This window comes from Bacteroides sp. QWL-09, assembly GCF_058683585.1.
On the sequence record NZ_CM178748.1, the window covers coordinates 1,736,738 to 1,757,120 of the forward strand.

At 40.0% G+C, this 20,383-nt stretch carries 15 protein-coding genes and 1 tRNA gene; 11 read left to right on the forward strand and 5 right to left on the reverse strand.

What is annotated here, in order from left to right; translation table 11 throughout:
* Positions 1-3: 3 nt before the first annotated feature.
* Complete coding sequence (locus tag AC4PG5_RS06775; RefSeq protein ID WP_492028201.1) at positions 4-1,572, reverse strand: RagB/SusD family nutrient uptake outer membrane protein; 1,569 nt, start codon at positions 1,570-1,572, stop codon at positions 4-6.
* Between the two features lie 27 nt (positions 1,573-1,599).
* A complete protein-coding gene (locus AC4PG5_RS06780; RefSeq protein ID WP_492028202.1) occupies positions 1,600-4,623 on the reverse strand; it encodes a SusC/RagA family TonB-linked outer membrane protein in 3,024 nt (1,007 codons plus the stop codon).
* 491 nt (positions 4,624-5,114) lie between these two features.
* Here AC4PG5_RS06780 and AC4PG5_RS06785 point away from each other — a divergent pair, with 491 nt between their 5' ends.
* The 3 genes from AC4PG5_RS06785 to AC4PG5_RS06795 all read left to right on the forward strand — a co-directional run bounded on the left by AC4PG5_RS06785 (position 5,115) and on the right by AC4PG5_RS06795 (position 9,971).
* The gene (locus AC4PG5_RS06785) at positions 5,115-6,128 is read left to right on the forward strand and encodes a LacI family DNA-binding transcriptional regulator (RefSeq protein ID WP_492030706.1); all 1,014 of its coding nucleotides are present in this window, start codon (positions 5,115-5,117) and stop codon (positions 6,126-6,128) included.
* Positions 6,129-6,235: 107 nt separating this feature from the next.
* A complete protein-coding gene (locus tag AC4PG5_RS06790) occupies positions 6,236-7,555 on the forward strand; it encodes an SLC45 family MFS transporter (protein ID WP_492028203.1) in 1,320 nt (439 codons plus the stop codon).
* A 103-nt stretch (positions 7,556-7,658) separates the two neighbouring features.
* A complete protein-coding gene (locus AC4PG5_RS06795; RefSeq protein ID WP_492030707.1) occupies positions 7,659-9,971 on the forward strand; it encodes a family 65 glycosyl hydrolase domain-containing protein in 2,313 nt (770 codons plus the stop codon).
* A gap of 90 nt (positions 9,972-10,061) precedes the next feature.
* Here the strand turns inward: AC4PG5_RS06795 and AC4PG5_RS06800 are convergent, their stop codons facing one another.
* Positions 10,062-12,221: a glycoside hydrolase family 97 protein gene (locus tag AC4PG5_RS06800; protein ID WP_492028204.1), complete on the reverse strand. Its 2,160-nt coding sequence runs from the start codon at positions 12,219-12,221 to the stop codon at positions 10,062-10,064.
* A 240-nt stretch (positions 12,222-12,461) separates the two neighbouring features.
* Here AC4PG5_RS06800 and crcB point away from each other — a divergent pair, with 240 nt between their 5' ends.
* On the forward strand, positions 12,462-12,842 hold the full coding sequence (crcB, locus tag AC4PG5_RS06805) for a fluoride efflux transporter CrcB (RefSeq protein ID WP_492028205.1): 381 nt from the start codon (positions 12,462-12,464) through the stop codon (positions 12,840-12,842).
* Between the two features lie 150 nt (positions 12,843-12,992).
* On the forward strand, positions 12,993-14,273 hold the full coding sequence (gene eno / locus AC4PG5_RS06810) for a phosphopyruvate hydratase (protein ID WP_492028206.1): 1,281 nt from the start codon (positions 12,993-12,995) through the stop codon (positions 14,271-14,273).
* A 680-nt stretch (positions 14,274-14,953) separates the two neighbouring features.
* On the opposite strand, the gene AC4PG5_RS06815 is transcribed toward eno, so the two are convergent.
* Positions 14,954-15,027 (reverse strand) — tRNA-Thr (locus tag AC4PG5_RS06815).
* Between the two features lie 350 nt (positions 15,028-15,377).
* Here AC4PG5_RS06815 and AC4PG5_RS06820 point away from each other — a divergent pair.
* From AC4PG5_RS06820 to AC4PG5_RS06845, 6 genes are read left to right on the forward strand one after another with little or no spacing between them, the layout of a single operon-like run.
* Complete coding sequence (locus AC4PG5_RS06820; protein ID WP_492028207.1) at positions 15,378-15,911, forward strand: DUF4199 domain-containing protein; 534 nt, start codon at positions 15,378-15,380, stop codon at positions 15,909-15,911.
* Between the two features lie 35 nt (positions 15,912-15,946).
* Complete coding sequence (locus tag AC4PG5_RS06825; protein WP_492028208.1) at positions 15,947-16,897, forward strand: glycosyltransferase family 2 protein; 951 nt, start codon at positions 15,947-15,949, stop codon at positions 16,895-16,897.
* A 27-nt stretch (positions 16,898-16,924) separates the two neighbouring features.
* Positions 16,925-17,449: a DUF6452 family protein gene (locus AC4PG5_RS06830; RefSeq protein ID WP_492028209.1), complete on the forward strand. Its 525-nt coding sequence runs from the start codon at positions 16,925-16,927 to the stop codon at positions 17,447-17,449.
* Complete coding sequence (locus tag AC4PG5_RS06835; RefSeq protein WP_492028210.1) at positions 17,406-18,194, forward strand: DUF6048 family protein; 789 nt, start codon at positions 17,406-17,408, stop codon at positions 18,192-18,194. Before AC4PG5_RS06830 ends, AC4PG5_RS06835 begins: the two co-directional genes overlap by 44 nt.
* Before the next feature lie 17 nt (positions 18,195-18,211).
* Positions 18,212-18,793 carry a manganese efflux pump MntP gene (locus AC4PG5_RS06840; protein ID WP_492028211.1) on the forward strand — a complete coding sequence of 194 codons (582 nt, stop codon included), beginning with the start codon at positions 18,212-18,214 and terminating at the stop codon, positions 18,791-18,793.
* Between the two features lie 45 nt (positions 18,794-18,838).
* Positions 18,839-19,852 (forward strand): FAD:protein FMN transferase, encoded by a 1,014-nt coding sequence (locus tag AC4PG5_RS06845; protein ID WP_492028212.1) that lies wholly within the window; start codon positions 18,839-18,841, stop codon positions 19,850-19,852.
* Positions 19,853-20,004: 152 nt separating this feature from the next.
* Here AC4PG5_RS06845 and AC4PG5_RS06850 read toward each other — a convergent pair whose 3' ends face one another.
* Positions 20,005-20,373: a DMT family protein gene (locus AC4PG5_RS06850; RefSeq protein WP_492030708.1), complete on the reverse strand. Its 369-nt coding sequence runs from the start codon at positions 20,371-20,373 to the stop codon at positions 20,005-20,007.
* Positions 20,374-20,383 lie beyond the last annotated feature (10 nt).

Here is a 20,383-nt window from a genome sequence, read left to right on the forward strand (position 1 = left end):
CCATTAATAACCAGGATTTTGAACCAACTTCTTATTAGCATTTAAATCTGACGCAGGAATAGGATATATATTAAACTTCGAATTTACGGCTGTACCAGCCTTCTCTCCACCTTTCCATTCCCAAAGATACTTATTCGTTGTGAAATAATCGTAACGAACCAAATCTGTACGACGTTGACCTTCAAAGTAGAACTCACGCGCTTTTTCATCTAGAATCATACCCAAGTTGATTGTTGCAAAAGTAGAAGCATGTGCACGATTACGCAATTCATTAACCGCATCAAGAGCCACTTTCTGATCTCCACCATTACGTAGAGTAGCTTCAGCCAAAGTTAAGTAAGCCTCAGCCAAACGAAAGAAAGGCACATCTGTATCTGTAAATTTCGGATCTCTAGAAGCTTTGCCATCCGAACGTGCATTACTCCATTTAGCTAGAGAAAGTCCATCTTTAAAACCATTAACATTTTCAATTTCCAATTTACGATCCCCACCAGCAAAGAATAACGCACGGTCGTCCTTAGCGGCAGCCACCATTCCGACTTCATCAGCATCCATAGGAACAGGAGTGTTAACAAAGAATTTATCGATCAGTGTTTTACGAGCGCGAATACCACCCCAACCTTCTGAAGTTCCCCAAGAATTCATACCGTTTGTATGAGTCGAAGCAATAACATACAACGAACCACCATAAGAACGAGTCATGATACCGTCTTGACGAATCGGGAAAATAATTTCATTTCTAGCCTTTAGATTTTGATCATTATCGGCCATAAACAGCTGAGCATAATTCTCACACAATGAACGTCCACTTTCTTTAATCACCTTATTTGCATAAGTAATAGCATCACCCCATTGTGCAGTACCTGTATAAACTTCTGCATTTAGATACATACGAGAAAGTAAGAACCATGTTGCACTTTTATCTGCACGTCCAAAAGGCGCTTGCATTGGCTCATACATGTCCGGTTCAATAGCTTTAAGTTCTTGCTCAATATATTTAAATAAGTCTGCGCGCTTAATTTGTTCAGGCAACTTTTCCGATACGGTTTCAGAGAACGGAACGTTTCCATATAAATCCATCAAATAATACAAATTCAATGCACGCATAAAACGTACCTCTGCACGCTGTTTTACACTCTTATCATCAGTTAAACCTTCTGTCTTCTCCAAGAAGTGATTACACAAAGTCACATCAAAATTCAAACGACCATATAATCCTTCGATTTTATTATCAGAAGCTCCCCATGCAATATTATTAAATTCCGGTATACCTGGATCCCCCCAGCAACAATGAACCATATCAGTTGGGTTCTCGTTAGCTACTGAAATCAAACGATAGAAAGCCGAAGTTCCTTCATCTATGCCGGCAACATCACCAGAACCAGCAGGACCTTCTTGACCTGTCAATCCTAAAGTGGCGTACACTTTTACAAAAACTTCATCTTGAACAAAGTCTGTATTTACCTGCGGATTAATAGGACTTATATCCAATTCGTTTACACAAGATGTCGTTCCTAAAACCAACACCATGCCTGCCGCAGGAATCAATGATTTTAAATATTTAAATGTCATAATAGTATCTTATTAAAATTAAACGAATTAAAACTGAAGGCTAACACCCAACAATACTGTAGTAGGACGTGGATAAATATTATTATCAATACCTCCATAAACTTCAGGATCAAGACCTTTATATTTAGTTATAACGAATGGATTTTGTACTGTTGCAAAAACGCGTCCCTGCATTCCTTTATAACCATATGTACTAGATTTCAACAAGTTCTTAAATGAATAACCTAACGTAATGTTATCACAACGAACGAAAGAAGCATTTTGTACAAAGTAATCTGACTTAAAGTAATCACCCTTACCTTCAAAGCCTAATCTTAAAGCTTCTAAAGGACGATTTGAATAGAATCCTGAGGTAGACCATAATCCGGTTTCACCCACATTCGCTTGATTAGCTAACACATCATTATAAACATAATTATTCAAGCTAGCACGCAATGCAATACTTAAGTCGAACGATTTATAAGTCATCTTCGAAGTTAAACCCATTGTTACATCAGCAGTCGGTTTTTTATAAATATAACGATCTTTATCATCAATCTGTCCATCAGCATTTCTATCCACAAACTGATTTTCCAATGGCTTACCATTTACATCGTAAACTTGTTGATAAACATAGAATGAAGAAGCAGGATACCCTACTTTATGAGCTTGAATTGTATTTCCAGTACCTTTAGAGATACCACCTGTTGCTACATAATAACTTGGATCTTGTCCACCTGTTAGTTCTGTAATCTTATTCTTATTATAAGTAATGTTATATCCCAAGTCCCAAACAAAATCTTTCGTTACGATCGGTTTTGCATTAACTGCAAATTCGATACCCTGATTTTCCAAAGAACCAATGTTGCTTAACACCTCTGTGTTGAAGTTTGTACCAGCAGCAACTTTAACAGAGTTAATCAAATCTTTTGTTTTACGATAATAGTAATCCACCGTACCAGCAATGCGGCCATTCAAGAATCCGAAATCTAATCCGGCATTCCATGTAGAGGTTTGCTCCCACTTCAATTTACTGTTATATTCTTTAGGACGAGAAGTCGGTAAAAACTCATCACCGATTGGATAGTAAGCGCCATCCTTATTAATAATGTATTGTGGCAAATAAGGAAAGTCATTGTCATTTACGTTTTGCTGACCTGTAACACCCCATCCTAAACGAAGCTTCAGATCAGACAATACAGACACTTCTTTTAAGAAGCTTTCTTCTTTAATCTTCCACCCTAAAGCAACTGATGGGAAAGTACCCCAACGATTACCATTGGCATTAGAAAAGCGCGAAGTACCATCACGACGAACAGTTGCTGTTAATAAGTAACGATCCAACACGGTATAGTTTACACGACCAAAATATGACACAAGAGATGAATGGTAAGCATAAGCAGTATTAGATTTTGTTTTCAAGTCTTTAGCATCACCAGTAAGAGGATTAGTACCTTGTCCTAAAGTAAAACCTTGACGTTTAAAATGTTGTTGCTCGGCTCCAACCATTACATCAATCATTTGATGTCTGAATTCTTTCATATACTGCATATAGATATTACCAGAAATGTTATATTTATATTCATATGCAGTAGCATCCCATCCATAATAATTATTCGAAAATGAATATTTAGAATTAACAGTATGTTGATCACCTTCAGAATAGTCAGCACCTAAATTTCCATGGAGACGTAAATCGGGTAAGAAATGGAATTTATAGTCAGCTTCGATATTTCCAATAAAACTTTTAGAATTCGCTTTATCATTTTTTAGATTCAAAAGAGCTACTGGATTTTGAGTAGCTAAAGAATTATTTGTAAGAAGCCAATTCGGATCATTAAATTCAGCAGGATTTGTCCATTGGAAATAACCTCCCATTGTTGTTAACGAGTTATCCATTACCGGACGAGTAGGATCCATTGTAGCAGCAGCGCCAACAGCACCACCATCAGCATATTGATTTCTAGCAAACATCGCCTTTGCATTGATATTAAACTTTAAGTAGTTATCAAAGAAAGCCGGAGCTAGATTCATAGAAGCAGTTAAGCGGTCAAAGCTAGATGTTTTAAGAATACCCTCTTGATTTGTATAACTCAAAGAGAAACGATAAGGCATATTTTTCAAACCACCAGAAACCGTTAAGTTATGATCGTGACTAAACGCTGATTGATAAATTAAATCTTGCCAATTTGTATTAGCAGTACCCAATGCGTAAGGTAAATTGCCTTCGCCAAACACCGCTGTTGCATATTTACGGTACTCATCACCAGTCATTACATCCATTTTACTTTTCAAGAAACCGACCGATACGTTACCATCATAAGAGACCTTAGGTGCAGAACCTGCACTACCTTTCTTGGTTGTGATGATGATAACACCATTTGATGCACGTGAACCATAGATTGCTGTAGCAGAAGCATCCTTTAAAACAGTAAACGTTTCAATATCGTTAGGATTAACCAATGACAATGGGTTTGACAAGCCTTTTACTCCGTCATTATCCATAGCCAATCCATCAATAACGATCAACGGATCATTACTTGCGTTCAAAGAAGAACCACCACGAATACGAATTGTAGCACCACCACCAGGAGTACCACCACTAGAAACGACATTCACACCGGCAATTTTACCTGTCATCATGTCTTGTGCACTTGTAGTAATACCTTTACTAATTTTATCAGGTTTAATAGCAGTTACAGAACCAGTCATATCATTCTTCTTAACTGTACCGTAACCAATAACCACAACCGCATCCAAGACTTGTGAATCATCTTCCATAATTACCATAACCGACTTTGCAGCCTTAATTTCTACATTTTTATAACCAACAAAAGTTATGGATAAAGTAGCGTTCTGAGGAGCATTTAAAGTAAAGTTTCCATCAAAGTCTGTTATTGTACCCGTCGTTGTTCCTTTTACAAGAACATTCGCACCAATGATAGGCTCGCCCGTCGCATCTTTCACATGTCCTTTGACTGTGATCTGCTGCGCATAAGCACCTACTGACAAGAATAGCCCTAATAACAAGGGAAGAATCATTCGAAAGATTCTAAGATTAACTTGCTTCATGCATCTTAAAAATTAAAGTTAACAATATAATATTAATAATTTCTCAAAATTTTGCACATCAAAAGGCTTCTATAAGCCGTATATGCGTTACATTCGGGACAAAAATATGATATATACCTATTTATCAATACACAAAACACATAAAAACGGCTATTGCATACTTGCAATCGTTTGCACTAAACAGCTCTGTAAAGAAAGATTATATTAATAATATGTACGCCTACATTATGTAATAACAATTTTTAGATAAAAAAGTTAAGCTAGAAATCAACAAATCAACGAACAATCCAGATCATCCAGTTCCGCACGATTTAAAAAGAGAAGCAATAACGCAAAATGCAAACGTTTGCGTTTCATTAAAAGACAGAAATAACAAAAACGAAGTCATACAATAAAAGCTTCGTTTATTTTTGCAAATAGAGAGAGTAAGTAAACACTGTTTATATCAAAATATTCTCAAAAATAAGTACCTTTGGCTGAAACTCAATACCATTATGAAGAAAGCACAGATTACTATCAAAGATATTGCCCGCGAACTAGGTGTATCGCCGTCTACCGTATCGAGAGCTTTGAAGAATAATCCCGACATTAGCCAAGAGACGAGAGATGCAGTGCATAAATACGCCAAGGAGCACAATTACCAGCCCAACGTATTGGCATTAAACCTACGTACAAGTCGTTCCAATACTATCGGGGTCATCATTCCGCAATTAGTCCATCATTTCTTCTCCTGCGTATTAAGTGGAATAGAAGAAATTGCGGCTAAGCAAGGCTATAATATTCTTGTAGCACAAAGCAATGAGCAATATGACAATGAAGTCAGAATTACCCAATCTTTTTTGGCAGCACGTGTTTGCGGAGTCATTACTTCATTAGCTAAAGACACCTCTAAATACGATCATTATCAGAAGTTGATAGACAACAATATTCCGATCGTTTTTTACGATAGAATCTGTACCGGCATTAATACCGAGCGCGTGGTCGTCGACGATTATGCAGGAGCATTCGCAGCTGTAGAGTATATGATTCAAACCGGCTGTAAACGGATTTTCTTTTATGGGGCTTCACCTCATCTCGAGATTACCAAAAATAGAAAAAACGGCTACTTAGATGCCATGAAGAAGTATCGTATTCCGGTTAATGAGAATATGATTAAGCTTTGTGACACCCGCGAGCAAGCCATTGCGATCACTCCAGACCTCTTAGAAGCACCCGACAGACCAGACGGATTCTTTGCCATCAATGACGAAACAGCATCTGGAATTTTATACTCTTGCAAACTCGTTGGGTTGAAAGTACCTGAAGAGGTTTCAATATGTGGATTTACAGATGGAGCGATAGCTCAAAGTACCGATCCCAAACTCACCACAGTTGAACAACACGGTGAAGAAGTCGGTCGCAGTGCTATTAATCTCCTCATCGATAAACTCGAAGAAAACACCGATTCTAAGAAAACAAACAGAATTGTGCGAACCAATCTTGTGGTCAGAGGAACAACCAAATAAAACGATCAAATTAAGAATAAAAAAACAATAAATAATTAACCTATTAATCATCCTCATGCCATTCACAAACACAGGACGAGAAAAAACATGAGGTAACTATTAACACCATGAAAGTAAAACCAGATTTAAGTTTTTGGAAGCTGTGGAACATCAGCTTTGGTTTTTTCGGTGTACAAATTGCGTATGCCCTACAAAGTGCTAACATTAGTCGAATTTTTGCGACCTTGGGAGCCGATCCTCATAACCTCAGTTATTTCTGGATTCTCCCGCCTTTGGCAGGAATCATTATTCAACCCATTGTCGGGTCAGCTAGTGATAAGACCTGGACACGATTTGGCCGACGGATTCCTTATTTATTCATAGGCACCCTAATTGCAGTCATCGTGATGTGCCTTTTACCCAATTCCGGTAGCTTTGGAATGACGGTTTCCACCGCCATGGTTTTTGGATTAGTAGCACTCATGTTTCTAGACACATCGGTCAACATGGCTATGCAGCCTTTTAAGATGTTGGTCGGCGATATGGTCAACGAGAAACAAAAAGGTCTGGCTTACTCCATTCAAAGCTTCCTGTGTAATGCCGGAAGTTTGGTTGGCTACCTCTTCCCTTTTATCTTCACTTGGATTGGCATCAGTAATATAGCCGATAAAGGAATGATTCCAGACTCTGTAATCTATTCCTTCTACATTGGTGCAGCAATCTTGATTTTGTGCGTCATTTATACGACAGTCAAAGTCAAAGAGATGCCTCCAAAAGAATTTGAAGAGTTTCACGGGATCACCGCCGGTGAAAAGCAAGAAAAGACCGATTTTTTCTCTCTATTACGTCATGCTCCAAAAGTATTCTGGACTGTCGGTCTGGTTCAGTTCTTCTGTTGGGCCGCCTTCATGTATATGTGGACCTACACCAATGGCGCCATAGCCGATACGGTATGGAACACCACAGACGTGCAATCGGCTCATTACCAAGAAGCCGGCAACTGGGTTGGCGTATTATTTGCCGTACAAGCCATTGGATCGGTCGTTTGGGCCGTAGTATTACCTCTATTTAAATCACGAAAAATCGCATACACCCTAAGTTTGATTTTGGGAGGAATCGGTTTTATATCCACCTTATTCTTAACGAACCAGTATTTACTCTTTGGTTCTTATCTACTGATCGGTTGTGCATGGGCAGCTATGTTAGCCCTTCCATTCACCATCTTGACCAATTCCATATCAGGAAAAAATATGGGAGCTTACCTTGGACTCTTCAATGGTACCATTTGCATTCCACAAATTGCAGCAGCTGTACTAGGCGGTAGTCTTTTACGACTCATTGGCGGACGACAAGTAGACATGCTTGTACTTGCCGGCGTGCTACTTATCATTGGTGCAGTATGCGTTCATTTCATTAAAGAAACCACTGCCCATACAGAAAAGAAGTAAAGCAGATTAGTGTATAAATATTAAAATAATGCATCGTTTATTTCATCCGATGCATTATTTTTTTGTACCTTTCCCACTCAATAGTCAAAACAACGAACAGGTCATGAGAAAATTCCTCAAAACAGATGTGTGGCAAGTCATTGAAGACGAATTTCATGCCGATAATTTACGGTCATCGGAAAGTATCTTCAGTTTAGGTAATGGGCGACTAGGTCAGCGGGGTAACTTTGAAGAAACATATAGTAGCGACACCCTTCCCGGATCGTATGTAGCCGGGATTACCTTTTTAGACCATACTCGCGTTGGTTGGTGGAAAAACGGTTATCCTCGTTTCTTTTCTCGCATCCCAAATGCACCGGATTGGAGCGGTATCTATGTACGACTCATCGACGAAGAGCTAGACTTGGCACTTTGGGATGTGGATACATTCGAGAGACGGCTTGATATGCAATCGGGCATCGCCTATCGAGACTTTCAGGTCACTTCTCCGAAAGGCCACAAACTATCGATTCACGTCGAACACGTCAATAGTATGGCCAACCAGAACTTATGTGCCATAAAATATAGCGTCACATCCCTCAATTATGAAGGAAAAATCTCACTTGTTCCTTATATCAATGGCGATGTCAAGCATGAGATGTCGAACTTCAACGAAAAAATGTGGAACATCTTACGCACAGAAACGACTAGCGATCACGCTTACCTTTGGACTCAAACCAAAAGAGAAGATTCGCAACTCTGCTGTGCCATGACCTATCAACTCTTTAGAAACAGTAAAGAAATGGGAAGTAATCCCATTAAAATTGAAAAAGAAAAGCTCGTTGGATTTAGTACCGGTGCCGAGATAAAACCCAATGATCGTCTAAGCTTGATCAAATACACTTCAATTGTTGCCTCACTCTATTATGATCGCCAGCTCCTAGTCGATCGGGCCATCAACGAATGTCAAGAGGCCAAACAAATGGGATGGGATAAAATCGTCGATGAACACCGTAAAGTTTGGCAAACCATCTGGGACGAAACAGATGTCATCATTGACGGAGACGACGATGCGCAACAAGGCATCCGATACAACATCTTCCAGCTCAATCAAAGTTACCGCGGAGATGACTCCAGACTAAATATTGGGCCAAAAGGTTTTACAGGTGAAAAATATGGGGGTAATACCCAATGGAATACCGAACTCTGCTGTGTGCCCTTTTTCCTCCTCTCCAGTCCGCACGAGAAAGCCCGTAACCTATTGCTATATCGTTATTATCAACTCAATAAAGCCATAGAGAACGCCAAAAAGCTCGGATTTAAAAACGGAGCCGCCCTCTACCCCATGGTAACCATCAATGGAGACGAATGTCATAATGAATGGGAAATTACTTTCGAAGAGATTCATCGCAACAATATCATTGCTTATGCCATTTTTCAATATGTCATCATGACCGGCGATGAAAAATATATGGCACGATACGGCTTAGAAGTTCTCATTGCCATCTGTCGTTTTTGGGCTCAACGAGTCTCTTTCTCGCAAGCCAAACAACAATACGTCATTTTGGGAGTAACCGGTCCAAATGAATATGAAAACAATATCGACAACAACTGGTATACCAACTTTTCGTGCATGCAGACTCTACTCTCGACCATACAACATTTCGAGAAAGTATCTAGAGAGTATCCCGAAGAATACGCCCATGTCCGTCGGATCACAAATTTCCAAACCGAAGAAATCAGCCATTGGCAAAACATCATCGACAACCTCTACTTACCACAAGATAAAGAGTTGGACGTGATCGTGCAGCATGATGGCTATTTCGACAAAGAGCTAAACACCGTTGAAGATATCGACCCTAACGAACGCCCAATCAATCAACACTGGTCTTGGGATCGCATCTTACGTTCATGTTATATTAAACAAAGTGATGTGCTTTTAGGGATGTATCTTTTCGGACACCTATTCGACACAGAGACTATCGAGCGGAATTTCGACTTTTACGAGCCGCGTACAGTGCATGAATCGTCTCTTTCTCCTTTTGTGCATGCCATTTTAGCTGCTCGCATCGGACAAGTCGAAAAGGCCTACAAGCTTTTCCTCCATGCGACTCGTCTTGACCTCGACGATTATAATAACGAGCTAGAGCAAGGATTACACATCACCAGTATGGCCGGAAGTTGGCTAGTCATCGTACAAGGTTTTGCCGGTATGACCATCAATACTAAAGGATTAAGTTTTGCCCCTGTAATACCCAAGAAATGGAATCACTACACCTTCAAACTTTACTTCCGCGAATATGGATTCCAAATCCAAGTCGGACAGAAAGAAATTAAAGTAAATCTCATTGAAGGTCCGGATACCACCATCCAATTTTATGGAAAGACCTATCCGATCAAACGCAATAAAGAGCTAGTGATAAACACATTAGGCTAACAAAAAATCAAACAAAATAGTCATTTATTAAAAAAGGGGCACTTCAAAACGAAGTGCCCCTTTTTCATCACAAGAGTAATAAACAAATATTTATTTCAATTTCTTTAATGCCTTCTTATCGGCAGCTGTTGCTTCAATCAAGCTTAATGCAAAGCCACCACTTGAAGCCAAGCGAACAGACAATTTAGATTTACTAGTCACCAATCCCTTTTTAATCTGATAAGAATCCGCCTTCTTAATATAATCAGCATCTTTACCATCAGCATACAATGTTGCCACGTAAACCTTACCAGGAGTCAAGAAGTCAAGTTTAATGTTCGACTGACGAGGATTCTCATCGGTGATACCGCCTACAAACCAGTTGTTGGTACCTTTTGCCTGACGAGCCACTGTGATATAATCACCCGGTTCTGCTTCCAAATACTTGCTGTTGTCCCAATCTACTGCTACATCTTTGATAAACTGGAAAGCATCAGCATAACGCTCATAACTCTCAGGTAGATCAGCAGCCATTTGCAATGGGCTATACATAGTTAAGTAAAGCGCCAATTGTTTAGCCAATGTGGTATGCACAAAGCTATGGTCACCTGTAAGGAAAGTCATCTTAGTATCCAAGATACCCGGAGTATAATCCATCGGTCCACCCATCAAACGAGTGAAAGGTAATATTGTTGTATGGAAAGGTTTGTTTCCACCAAATGATTCATATTCAGTACCACGTGCAGACTCGTTACCAATCAAGTTCGGATAAGTACGACACAATCCGGTTGGGCGAACAGCCTCATGAGCATTGACACAGATTTTATATTCCGCAGCCTTTTTCACAGCATATAAATAATGGTTATTCATCCATTGTCCGTAGTGATGCTCACCACGAGGAATGATATTACCTACATATCCACTCTTAACAGCGTTATAGCCATTGTCTACCATAAACTGGTAAGCCTTATCCATATGACGTTCATAGTTACGAACCGATCCGGATGTTTCATGATGCATCATGATCTTCACCCCTTTGCTCTTCGCATAAGCATTCAACATCTTCACGTCAAAATCAGGGTAAGCCGTTACAAAATCAAAAACGTAATCTTTTGATTTTCCGAACCAATCTTCCCAACCTTCGTTCCAGCCTTCCACCAAAACCTGATCGAATCCATTAGCCGCAGCAAAATCAATATAGCGTTTTACCTTATCATTATTAGCCGCGTGACGACCATTTGGTTTTGTTTTCGCATAATCTGTTTCACCCAATTTCACAGAGTAAACATCATCTGTATAAGCCCAAGTGCTCTTTCCGGTGATCATCTCCCACCAAACACCGATATATTTCACCGGTTTAATCCAAGAAACATCGCTGTAAGCACAAGGATCATTCAAGTTCAAGGTCATTTTAGAAGCCAACACTTCGCGAGCATCATCACTAACGATGACCGTACGCCAAGGTGATTTACAAGGCGTCTGCATATAGCCTTTATCCCCTACAGCATCCGGAGTCAACCATGACTCAAAGATCATATTTTTATCATCAAGATTCAAATTCATACAAGAGTAATCCACCAAAGCAGCTTCATGTAGATTGATGTACAATCCATCAGCCGTTTTCATTTGCAATGCAGTTTGAACCCCTGTTGGTGAGAACGTTTGCTGAGAAGCATTCTCAGTAACAGCACTCTTCATCAAACCTCTGATCTCAGACAATTTAGATTCTGTATAGTCATATTCTTGAGTATCATAATCCCCCGGGATCCAGAATGCTTTGTGGTCGCCCGCCATAGCAAACTGCGAGTGTTCTTCCTTAATTACAAAATAATTCAGATTTTTCTGTTGAGGAAACTCATAACGGAAGCCTAATCCATCGTCGAACAGACGGAAACGAATCACGATATGACGATCTTGTTCCTTTTGATTAAGCGTTACTGCCAATTCATTGTAATGGTTGCGAATCTGTTTTACTTCTCCCCAAACCGGAGTCCATGTTTCATCGAATGTAGAAGTTTTAGCTTCGGTCAATAAAAATCCGTTCATCAATCCCGGATCATTCTTAAGTTCCAAGCCCAATTTAGACGGTTTGACCACTTCTTTCCCTTTATAAGAAAGTTCGTAAACCGGTACTCCTTGCTGATCAACCGTAAAGTTCAGTTTGAAATTACCATTTGGTGAAGTAATACTCTCAGCAACAGCCATCGTGCTCATTGAGAAAGAGAGCAGCAAGCAGATAAATGTTGCGATTAAAGTTCTTAGGTTCTTCATGTTTATGAATAAAAAGAATTAATAGATAGTTAGTTATATTAGGACAAAGATAGTTACTTATGTGAAAATACCTTTTTCCCCATCAATAGAACGTTTAAGAAGTCATCGAAAACGTTTGCGTAGATCAACGGAAAGTCATCAAGAGATAAAACAAACTCCTTACAAGCAATGTTCGGGAAAATTCGATAGAGAAAAACGATAAAAAACAGTACCTTTGCAGTCGGTAAAATACAGAACGATATGAAAGAACTGATTTATATTTTCATCGGCGGTGGAATTGGAAGTACAGCACGTTACTTGACACAGATCTTTATCAATAAACAGATGTCGACTTCACTGTTTCCATTTTCATGGGGAACCTTCTGTGTCAACATCATCGGTTGCCTATTAATCGGACTATTCTACTCCCTATCGGAACGTTTCAACCTCTCGCTAGAACTACGCTTATTACTTACTGTTGGGCTATGCGGAGGGTTCACCACCTTCTCTACCTTTTCAAACGATGGCTTAAGCCTCATCGAAGGTCATTTCTACGGCACCTTCATCCTTTATACACTACTAAGCATAGGACTTGGTTTGGTAGCGGTTCTAGCCGGCGGCTATTTAGGTAAGCAAATCTAATTGAAACAATCCCGGCATTTCCTTTGTTATATATTCGATTGCATCCCTACAAAAAGGGATGAAAAAAGCAATCTATACCTACACATAGCGATTTCATAAATAGGTATTCATTCATATATTTGCTAACTATTAACAAACAATCGAAAAACAATGAGAATAGAAAAAATTAAAGCTCGGGAGATTTTGGATTCAAGAGGTAATCCAACCATTGAAGTGGATGTGATGTTAGAATGTGGCGTAGTAGGACGCGCTTCCGTACCATCGGGTGCATCAACCGGCGAGCATGAAGCCTTAGAACTTCGTGACGGTGACAAAAAAAGATATCTAGGTAAAGGCGTACAAAAAGCGGTCGATAATGTGAACAAGATTATTGCCAAACATTTGATCGGCATGTCTGCACTCCAACAAAGAGAAATTGACCATGCCATGCTTGCGCTCGACGGTACTAAAACCAAATCGAAACTCGGTGCAAATGCCATTCTTGGCGTTTCACTTGCTGTAGCCAAAGCAGCAGCCAACTATCTAGAGCTCCCTCTCTATCGTTATATTGGAGGAACCAACACCTACGTGATGCCTGTTCCGATGATGAACATTATTAATGGTGGATCGCACAGCGATGCCCCTATCGCTTTCCAAGAATTCATGATTCGCCCCATTGGCGCAACATCATTCAAAGAAGGATTGAGAATGGGTGCCGAAGTCTTCCATGCCTTGAAAAAAGTGCTTAAAGATCGTGGACTAAGTACAGCAGTCGGCGACGAAGGTGGCTTTGCTCCAACCTTGGAAGGTACAGAAGATGCGATCAACTCTATCCTATGTGCAATCAAATTAGCAGGATATATACCCGGAAAAGATGTGACTATCGCCATGGACTGTGCCGCTTCAGAGTTTTACAAAGACGGCATATACGACTACGCCAAATTTGAAGGCGAGAAAGGACTACGACGAACTAGCGACGAACAAGTGGATTATCTTGAGCACCTCATCAACAATTTCCCAATCGATTCGATCGAAGATGGTATGAGTGAAAACGACTGGGAAGGCTGGGAAAAGCTGACTGCACGCATTGGTAAACGCTGCCAGCTCGTTGGCGACGACCTCTTTGTAACGAATGTTGAATTCCTAAGTCGTGGTATCGAAACGAACTGTGCCAACTCTATCTTAATCAAGGTTAATCAGATTGGCTCGCTCAGCGAAACACTCGACGCTATCGAAATGGCTCACCGTCACGGATACACCACAGTGACTTCACACCGTTCGGGAGAGACTGAAGATGCAACCATTGCCGACATTGCTGTAGCAACCAACAGTGGACAAATTAAAACCGGATCATTAAGTCGTTCGGATCGTATGGCCAAATACAACCAATTACTCCGTATCGAGGAAGAACTTGGTGAACGTGCCGTATATGGTTACAAGCGCTTGAAATAAACAAACACATCGTTTGTTTATAAGATAGAAGCCTAACTTAAAAACAGATTACAGCCAAACAAGGACAACCCGATTGATAATACGCGGTTAGCTCCTCTGTTTGGCTTTTCTTTTTGGGCGTTGAAAGCCATCAAAAGACAAAGATAAAACAAAGCTCTATTAACACATAACTTCCTCTTATCCATAGTTTTTTTGATGGCAAAGGCTAAATAGTCAACTTGCGACGGCTTTTTCGTTAGCCTATAGGCGAACGAAAGAAACACCATAGGCTAACGAAAGAAACACTATAGGCAAACGAATTAGCTATCGCAAGGAAAAGGATTAGCGTATGTGGTCGGATTTATTAATCATAGTCTTTTAGTTTTTGGGAGCATAAACGGATAACAGAGAATGATTAAATCAAAGAAAATAAGACAAGATGACCGGCAAAAATCAAAAATACAACTCTAAGAGAAGATATTTAATATCAAGGCGACCAAAAGATAGGTTTATAAAAACGACTCGGCAAGAGGAGTCAGGGATGTGGCATTCTTCTTATTCAGATTATCTAAAATTTATGCTTAACAGGACAATCCCTCAGGATTTAGGTATGATCCGTTTTCTTCAGCTGTTATCTGTAACAACTACTTTCAAAGGCATAAAAAAAGAAGAATCGATTCAATCAATTCTTCTTTTTTTCGAGCCTCTTGTCGGATTCGAACCAACGACCCCGAGATTACAAATCACGTGCTCTGGCCAACTGAGCTAAAGAGGCGGGTGGGTAAGCTTACTATATCGCGCCGCTACAACCGACTACCTTTGCTGCGATCAAGCCCTGGAGGATTTGAAGGGAGCTGGCCGTATAGGACTTACCCGTTTTGCGGTTGCAAAGGTAGTTATTTATATTTAATCTGCAATAAAAACAGTAACTTTTTATCATAAAAATCGGCAAACATCTGCATTTCAAATGATTGCGAAACGCTAAATTCGAGGGCACTCATGCCCTAACCTCAAAAGAAATCAATCAAAGCTAAAAAAAGAAAAAATCACAAATAAACACCTACAAACCTCTTAGCAAGCAATATTATTTATAACTTTGCAACCATAATAACAATTATTGACCATATGACAAATAGCAGGAATTACTTACACAAATATGCCATGCAGTTTGGTACATACATCGGAATCTATTGGATCTTAAAGTTCATTCTATTCCCTTTTGCACTAACTATTCCTTTTTTATCTCTACTCTTTTTGGCTTTGACTTTAATTATACCTTTCATCGGTTATTATTTTGTAAAGACTTACAGAGATAAAATTTGTCGGGGCGCAATATCTTTTGGACACGCCTTTTTCTTTACGGTGTTGATGTATATGTTTGCCTCCCTGCTTGTGGCGATTGCGCATTATGCCTATTTTGAATATATTGATCAAGGATATGTCATCGAATCGTATACTCAAATCTGGAACACCATGTTGACCGATACACCAAGCATGGAAGTCAACAGACAAATCATAGAAGAGATGATAGAAACTGCTAAAACGCTGAAACCAATTGACATCACCATGCAACTCTTGTCGTGGGATGTAATTTTCGGCACGATATTAGCTTTTCCAACGGCTTTAGTGATTATGAAAAAGCCTACAACTAACGAATAACCTCGAACTCGAACAACTCACAAAATAGTATAAAGATGGATATATCAGTTGTCATTCCATTATACAATGAAGAGGAATCTCTTCCGGAACTTTATAAGTGGATCGAAAAAGTGATGAAAGAAAATAATTTTTCGTATGAAGTTATTTTTGTAAACGATGGCAGCACCGACCACTCATGGGACGTAATAGAACAATTGCAGGCACAATCATCGACCGTAAAAGGCATCAAATTCCGTCGTAATTATGGAAAATCGCCGGCACTTTTTTGCGGATTCGAGGAAGCACAAGGCGACGTGGTCATCACCATGGATGCCGACTTACAAGATAGTCCTGATGAGATTCCGGGACTATATCGAATGATTATGAAAGAGGGATATGACTTAGTTTCCGGATGGAAACAGAAACGATATGATCCGATTTCCAAAACACTGCCGACTAAGTTATTCAATGCTACGGCCCGCAAAATATCGGGAATTAAAAACTTACACGACTTTAACTGTGGGTTGAAGGCTTATCGTAATGAGGTCGTGAAAGCTATTGAGGTTTATGGCGAGATGCATCGTTATATCCCTTATCTAGCCAAGAATGCCGGATTCGCAAAGATAGGCGAAAAGGTGGTACATCACCAAGCTCGGAAATACGGTCAAACTAAATTTGGACTCAGCCGATTCATTAATGGCTATCTGGACTTGCTATCACTATGGTTCTTGTCGAAGTTCGGTGTGAAACCGATGCACTTCTTTGGACTGCTCGGTTCATTGATGTTCATTTTCGGTTTTCTTGCAGTCACCATTGTCGGATTAGGCAAACTGTATGCAATGTATCAGGGATGGCCCTATCGCCTAGTCACAGAATCACCTTATTTTTACTTGTCGCTTACGGCGATGATCATTGGTACCCAACTCTTTCTAGCCGGTTTCTTGGGTGAACTCATCACGCGGAATGCTCCGGAAAGAAATAATTATCAGATAGAGAAAAAGATTTAATAACCCATTATATCGTTTTTACAACTTATGAAGAATTTACTCCGGGTCGTTCTACCTTTAATAGTCACGTGTTGTATCATAAGCATCAACACTTCTTGTTCGGAAGACACCAATTGTTCCGAGTCCGGTCGCCCCATGATCTATTGCAATCTTTATAAGATCAATCCCGACAATCAAGCTGTCTTGACAGACACTTTGGACTCGGTTACCGTACGTGCGTTAGGCACCGATGAGATTATCATCAATAATCAGAAAAAAGTTCACAGCATGATGTTGCCTTTGCGGTTTACCAAAGACACCACAGCTTTTATTCTTCACTACGACTATACCCGTCAGCCCAACCAGGTCGACACCTTGTATGTGATCCATAAAAATACCCCTTATTTCCTATCGATGGAATGTGGCTATAGCATGAAACAAACCATTGAAAAGGTAAACATCGGCAAAAACGAATCGACTATAAGACAATTAGAATCAGCTAAAATTGTAAATAATCAAGCCAACACCAATGAGATTAAAAACTTGGACCTATTCTATAAATATCGCGATTAGCTTCATTTTCTTTTTCACCATCGGGACATCGGTGTATGCTCAGCAACAACAACCTCGCAAGGTTCCGCACAAACGCACTACACCGAAAGTTGAGGAGAAAAAAGTAGTGGTTCCTGATAGTATTCCGTTCTTTAACGGACTTTCCATAGGGGTCGATTTGTTTGGCCCGGGTGCCTATCTATTGGGATCAGAGGAGTTTAGTTCGGAGGTTAGCCTTAAAGTTAATCTCAAAAACAAATACATACCTGCCATAGAATTCGGGATGGGGGGTGCCGATACTTGGAATGAGACGGGAATACATTACAAAAGTAAATCCGCTCCATATTTTCGTATCGGAATGGATTATAACACGATGTCGAAGAAAAAAAATAAAAAGAACTTTCTATACGTCGGATTTCGTTATGCCTTTACTTCATTCAACTACAATGTTGCTTCACTACCACAAAATGACCCGATCTGGAAAGATCAGATCAACAACCCACCTCTTCAAGACGAGATTTGGGGAGGCAGCATTCCCTTTCAGCAAACCGGCATAAAAGGATCAATGCAATGGCTAGAGGTCTTAGCCGGGGTAAAGATCAACATTTATAAGAATTTGAATATGGGTTGGGCACTGAGAGTGAAGCATAAGCTATCGGCATCTTCCAACGACTTTGGCAATTTGTGGTATGTACCGGGATTTGGCAAATATGCCACGACGAACCTAGGCATCACCTATTCTATTATTTATCAACTACCCTTTTAAAGCAGACAAAACTACACATGACGGGACTTGAAATTTGGCTAATTGCCATCGGACTAGCAATGGATTGTTTCGCCGTATCGATCACCAGCGGCATCTTTTTAAAACGCATTCAATGGAAACCGATTCTGATCATGGCCTTTTCGTTTGGTTTCTTTCAGGCTTTGATGCCTCTCTTAGGCTGGTTAGGAGCGAGCTCTTTTAGTCACCTGATTCAAAACATCGATCATTGGATTGCATTCGGTATCTTAGCAATTCTTGGAGGACGAATGATTAACGAGTCGTTTAAAGATGAAGAATGCCGTCAAGAGTTTAATCCCAAAGATCCCAAGATTATCCTGACCATGTCAATCGCGACGAGTATTGATGCCATGGCTGTCGGAGCATCTTTCGCATTTATCGGAATTAATCAATTTTCGATGATCAGCTCCCCAATCCTCATCATCGGTCTGGTATCGTTTATCTTGTCGATTATCGGTTTACTATTTGGCATAAAATGTAGTTGCGGCTATGCCAAAAAACTACGTGCAGAGCTTTGGGGAGGTATCATTCTATTTTCGATCGGCACCAAAATTCTTATAGAGCATCTCTTTTTACAATAACATCTCGCAGGTTCATTCTGCTTTTAAGGCATAAAACGCTCAAATATGAAAACAAAAAAAAATCTCATCTGGCTTGTCATCCTTCTATTTGGAACCATCTGGATTCTAACGAAGAAAAATGAAGCAACGCCTTATAACAGCATCAACGGATTGGTCTTCGGAACGGTCTACAACATCACTTACCAATACGACGGTGACTTAAAACTAGAGATTGAAGCGGAATTAAAACGATTCGATCATTCACTTTCTCCTTTCAACGAACAATCGGTAATCAGTCGTGTAAATCGCAATGAAGATATAACGGTCGACAGCTTGTTTCAGAATTGCTTTGTCCTCTCGAAACAGATCTCCGAAGAAACCAATGGTGCTTTCGACATCACTGTCGCCCCTCTAGTTAATGCGTGGGGCTTTGGCTTTAAAGCGGGACAATTTCCCGATTCACTCATGATCGACAGTTTAAAACAGTTTGTCGGATTTAAAAAAGTGGGGCTAGTCGACGGTAAAGTCATTAAAACCGATCCACGCACCATGCTCGATTGCAGTGCTGTAGCCAAAGGATATGCTGTCGATGTGATTGCTCAGTACTTAGAGAAAAAGGGCATCACAAACTATATGGTCGATATTGGTGGTGAAGTTGTTGTTAAGGGTAAAAATCCCAAAGAGAAATCGTGGCGAATAGGAATCAACAAACCGGTTGACGATTCTTTGTCGGTAAACCAAGACATACAAACCATACTTGAATTGTCGGATATTGCGATAGCGACTTCGGGTAATTACCGGAATTTCTATTATAAAGGCGGGAAAAAGTATGCACACACCATCGATCCTCGCACGGGTTATCCGGTGCAACACAGCATTCTATCGTCGACAGTGGTTGCAAAGAATTGCATGACAGCCGATGCCTTAGCCACTTCGTTTATGGTCATGGGATTAGAAGAAGCTAAAGTCTTTACTCAAGCTCATCAAGATATTGAAGCCTACTTTATTTATAGTGACGAAAGCGGACAACTACAAACCTTCTTTACCGAAGGTATGAAAAAATACATCAGTAAACAGTAGTTTGACCATCCAAACAACAGTTTACCTCTGTCGACCAAGGTTATAGTATAAACTCAACTCCGTCGATAAACAAGATTTCCCCATTTGATTCTTTTAACATCAAATGGGGAAATCCTGTTTATTATTTAACGCCCACCAATGGCGTTTGTTCTTTATTTTAAGAAGACAAAGTAGACCGCAAGGATCAAACAGACAAATGCTGCTAAATGGTTCCACTGCAACGACTCTCCTTTAAAAAGTAAGGTTGTAAAAAGCGTAAACACCGAGAGGGTGATCACTTCTTGAATCACTTTAAGTTGTAATAAAGTAAAAGGGCCACCATTCCCTATAAATCCAATCCGATTGGCCGGTACTTGACAAGAATACTCTGCTAAAGCAATTCCCCAAGAGAAAAGGATGACAGTCCACAATGGCCAATGAGTAATCAACTTCATATCTTGAAGTTTAAGGTGACCGTACCATGCAAACGTCATAAAGACATTCGACACCATCAATAATCCAATAGTATATAAACTTTTCATCACTTCGTTA

Bases quoted from the DNA above. Each gene is read 5' to 3' on its own strand.
- AC4PG5_RS06840 (WP_492028211.1), top strand. From the start codon at position 18,212: ATGACGGGACTTGAAATTTGGCTAATTGCCATCGGACTAGCAATGGAT.
- crcB (WP_492028205.1), top strand. From the start codon at position 12,462: ATGAAAGAACTGATTTATATTTTCATCGGCGGTGGAATTGGAAGTACA.
- AC4PG5_RS06845 (WP_492028212.1), top strand. From the start codon at position 18,839: ATGAAAACAAAAAAAAATCTCATCTGGCTTGTCATCCTTCTATTTGGA.
- AC4PG5_RS06830 (WP_492028209.1), top strand. From the start codon at position 16,925: ATGAAGAATTTACTCCGGGTCGTTCTACCTTTAATAGTCACGTGTTGT.
- AC4PG5_RS06800 (WP_492028204.1), bottom strand. From the start codon at position 12,221: ATGAAGAACCTAAGAACTTTAATCGCAACATTTATCTGCTTGCTGCTC.
- AC4PG5_RS06820 (WP_492028207.1), top strand. From the start codon at position 15,378: ATGACAAATAGCAGGAATTACTTACACAAATATGCCATGCAGTTTGGT.
- AC4PG5_RS06775 (WP_492028201.1), bottom strand. From the start codon at position 1,572: ATGACATTTAAATATTTAAAATCATTGATTCCTGCGGCAGGCATGGTG.
- AC4PG5_RS06850 (WP_492030708.1), bottom strand. From the start codon at position 20,373: ATGAAAAGTTTATATACTATTGGATTATTGATGGTGTCGAATGTCTTT.
- AC4PG5_RS06790 (WP_492028203.1), top strand. From the start codon at position 6,236: ATGAAAGTAAAACCAGATTTAAGTTTTTGGAAGCTGTGGAACATCAGC.
- eno (WP_492028206.1), top strand. From the start codon at position 12,993: ATGAGAATAGAAAAAATTAAAGCTCGGGAGATTTTGGATTCAAGAGGT.
- AC4PG5_RS06795 (WP_492030707.1), top strand. From the start codon at position 7,659: ATGAGAAAATTCCTCAAAACAGATGTGTGGCAAGTCATTGAAGACGAA.
- AC4PG5_RS06780 (WP_492028202.1), bottom strand. From the start codon at position 4,623: ATGAAGCAAGTTAATCTTAGAATCTTTCGAATGATTCTTCCCTTGTTA.
- AC4PG5_RS06835 (WP_492028210.1), top strand. From the start codon at position 17,406: ATGAGATTAAAAACTTGGACCTATTCTATAAATATCGCGATTAGCTTC.
- AC4PG5_RS06825 (WP_492028208.1), top strand. From the start codon at position 15,947: ATGGATATATCAGTTGTCATTCCATTATACAATGAAGAGGAATCTCTT.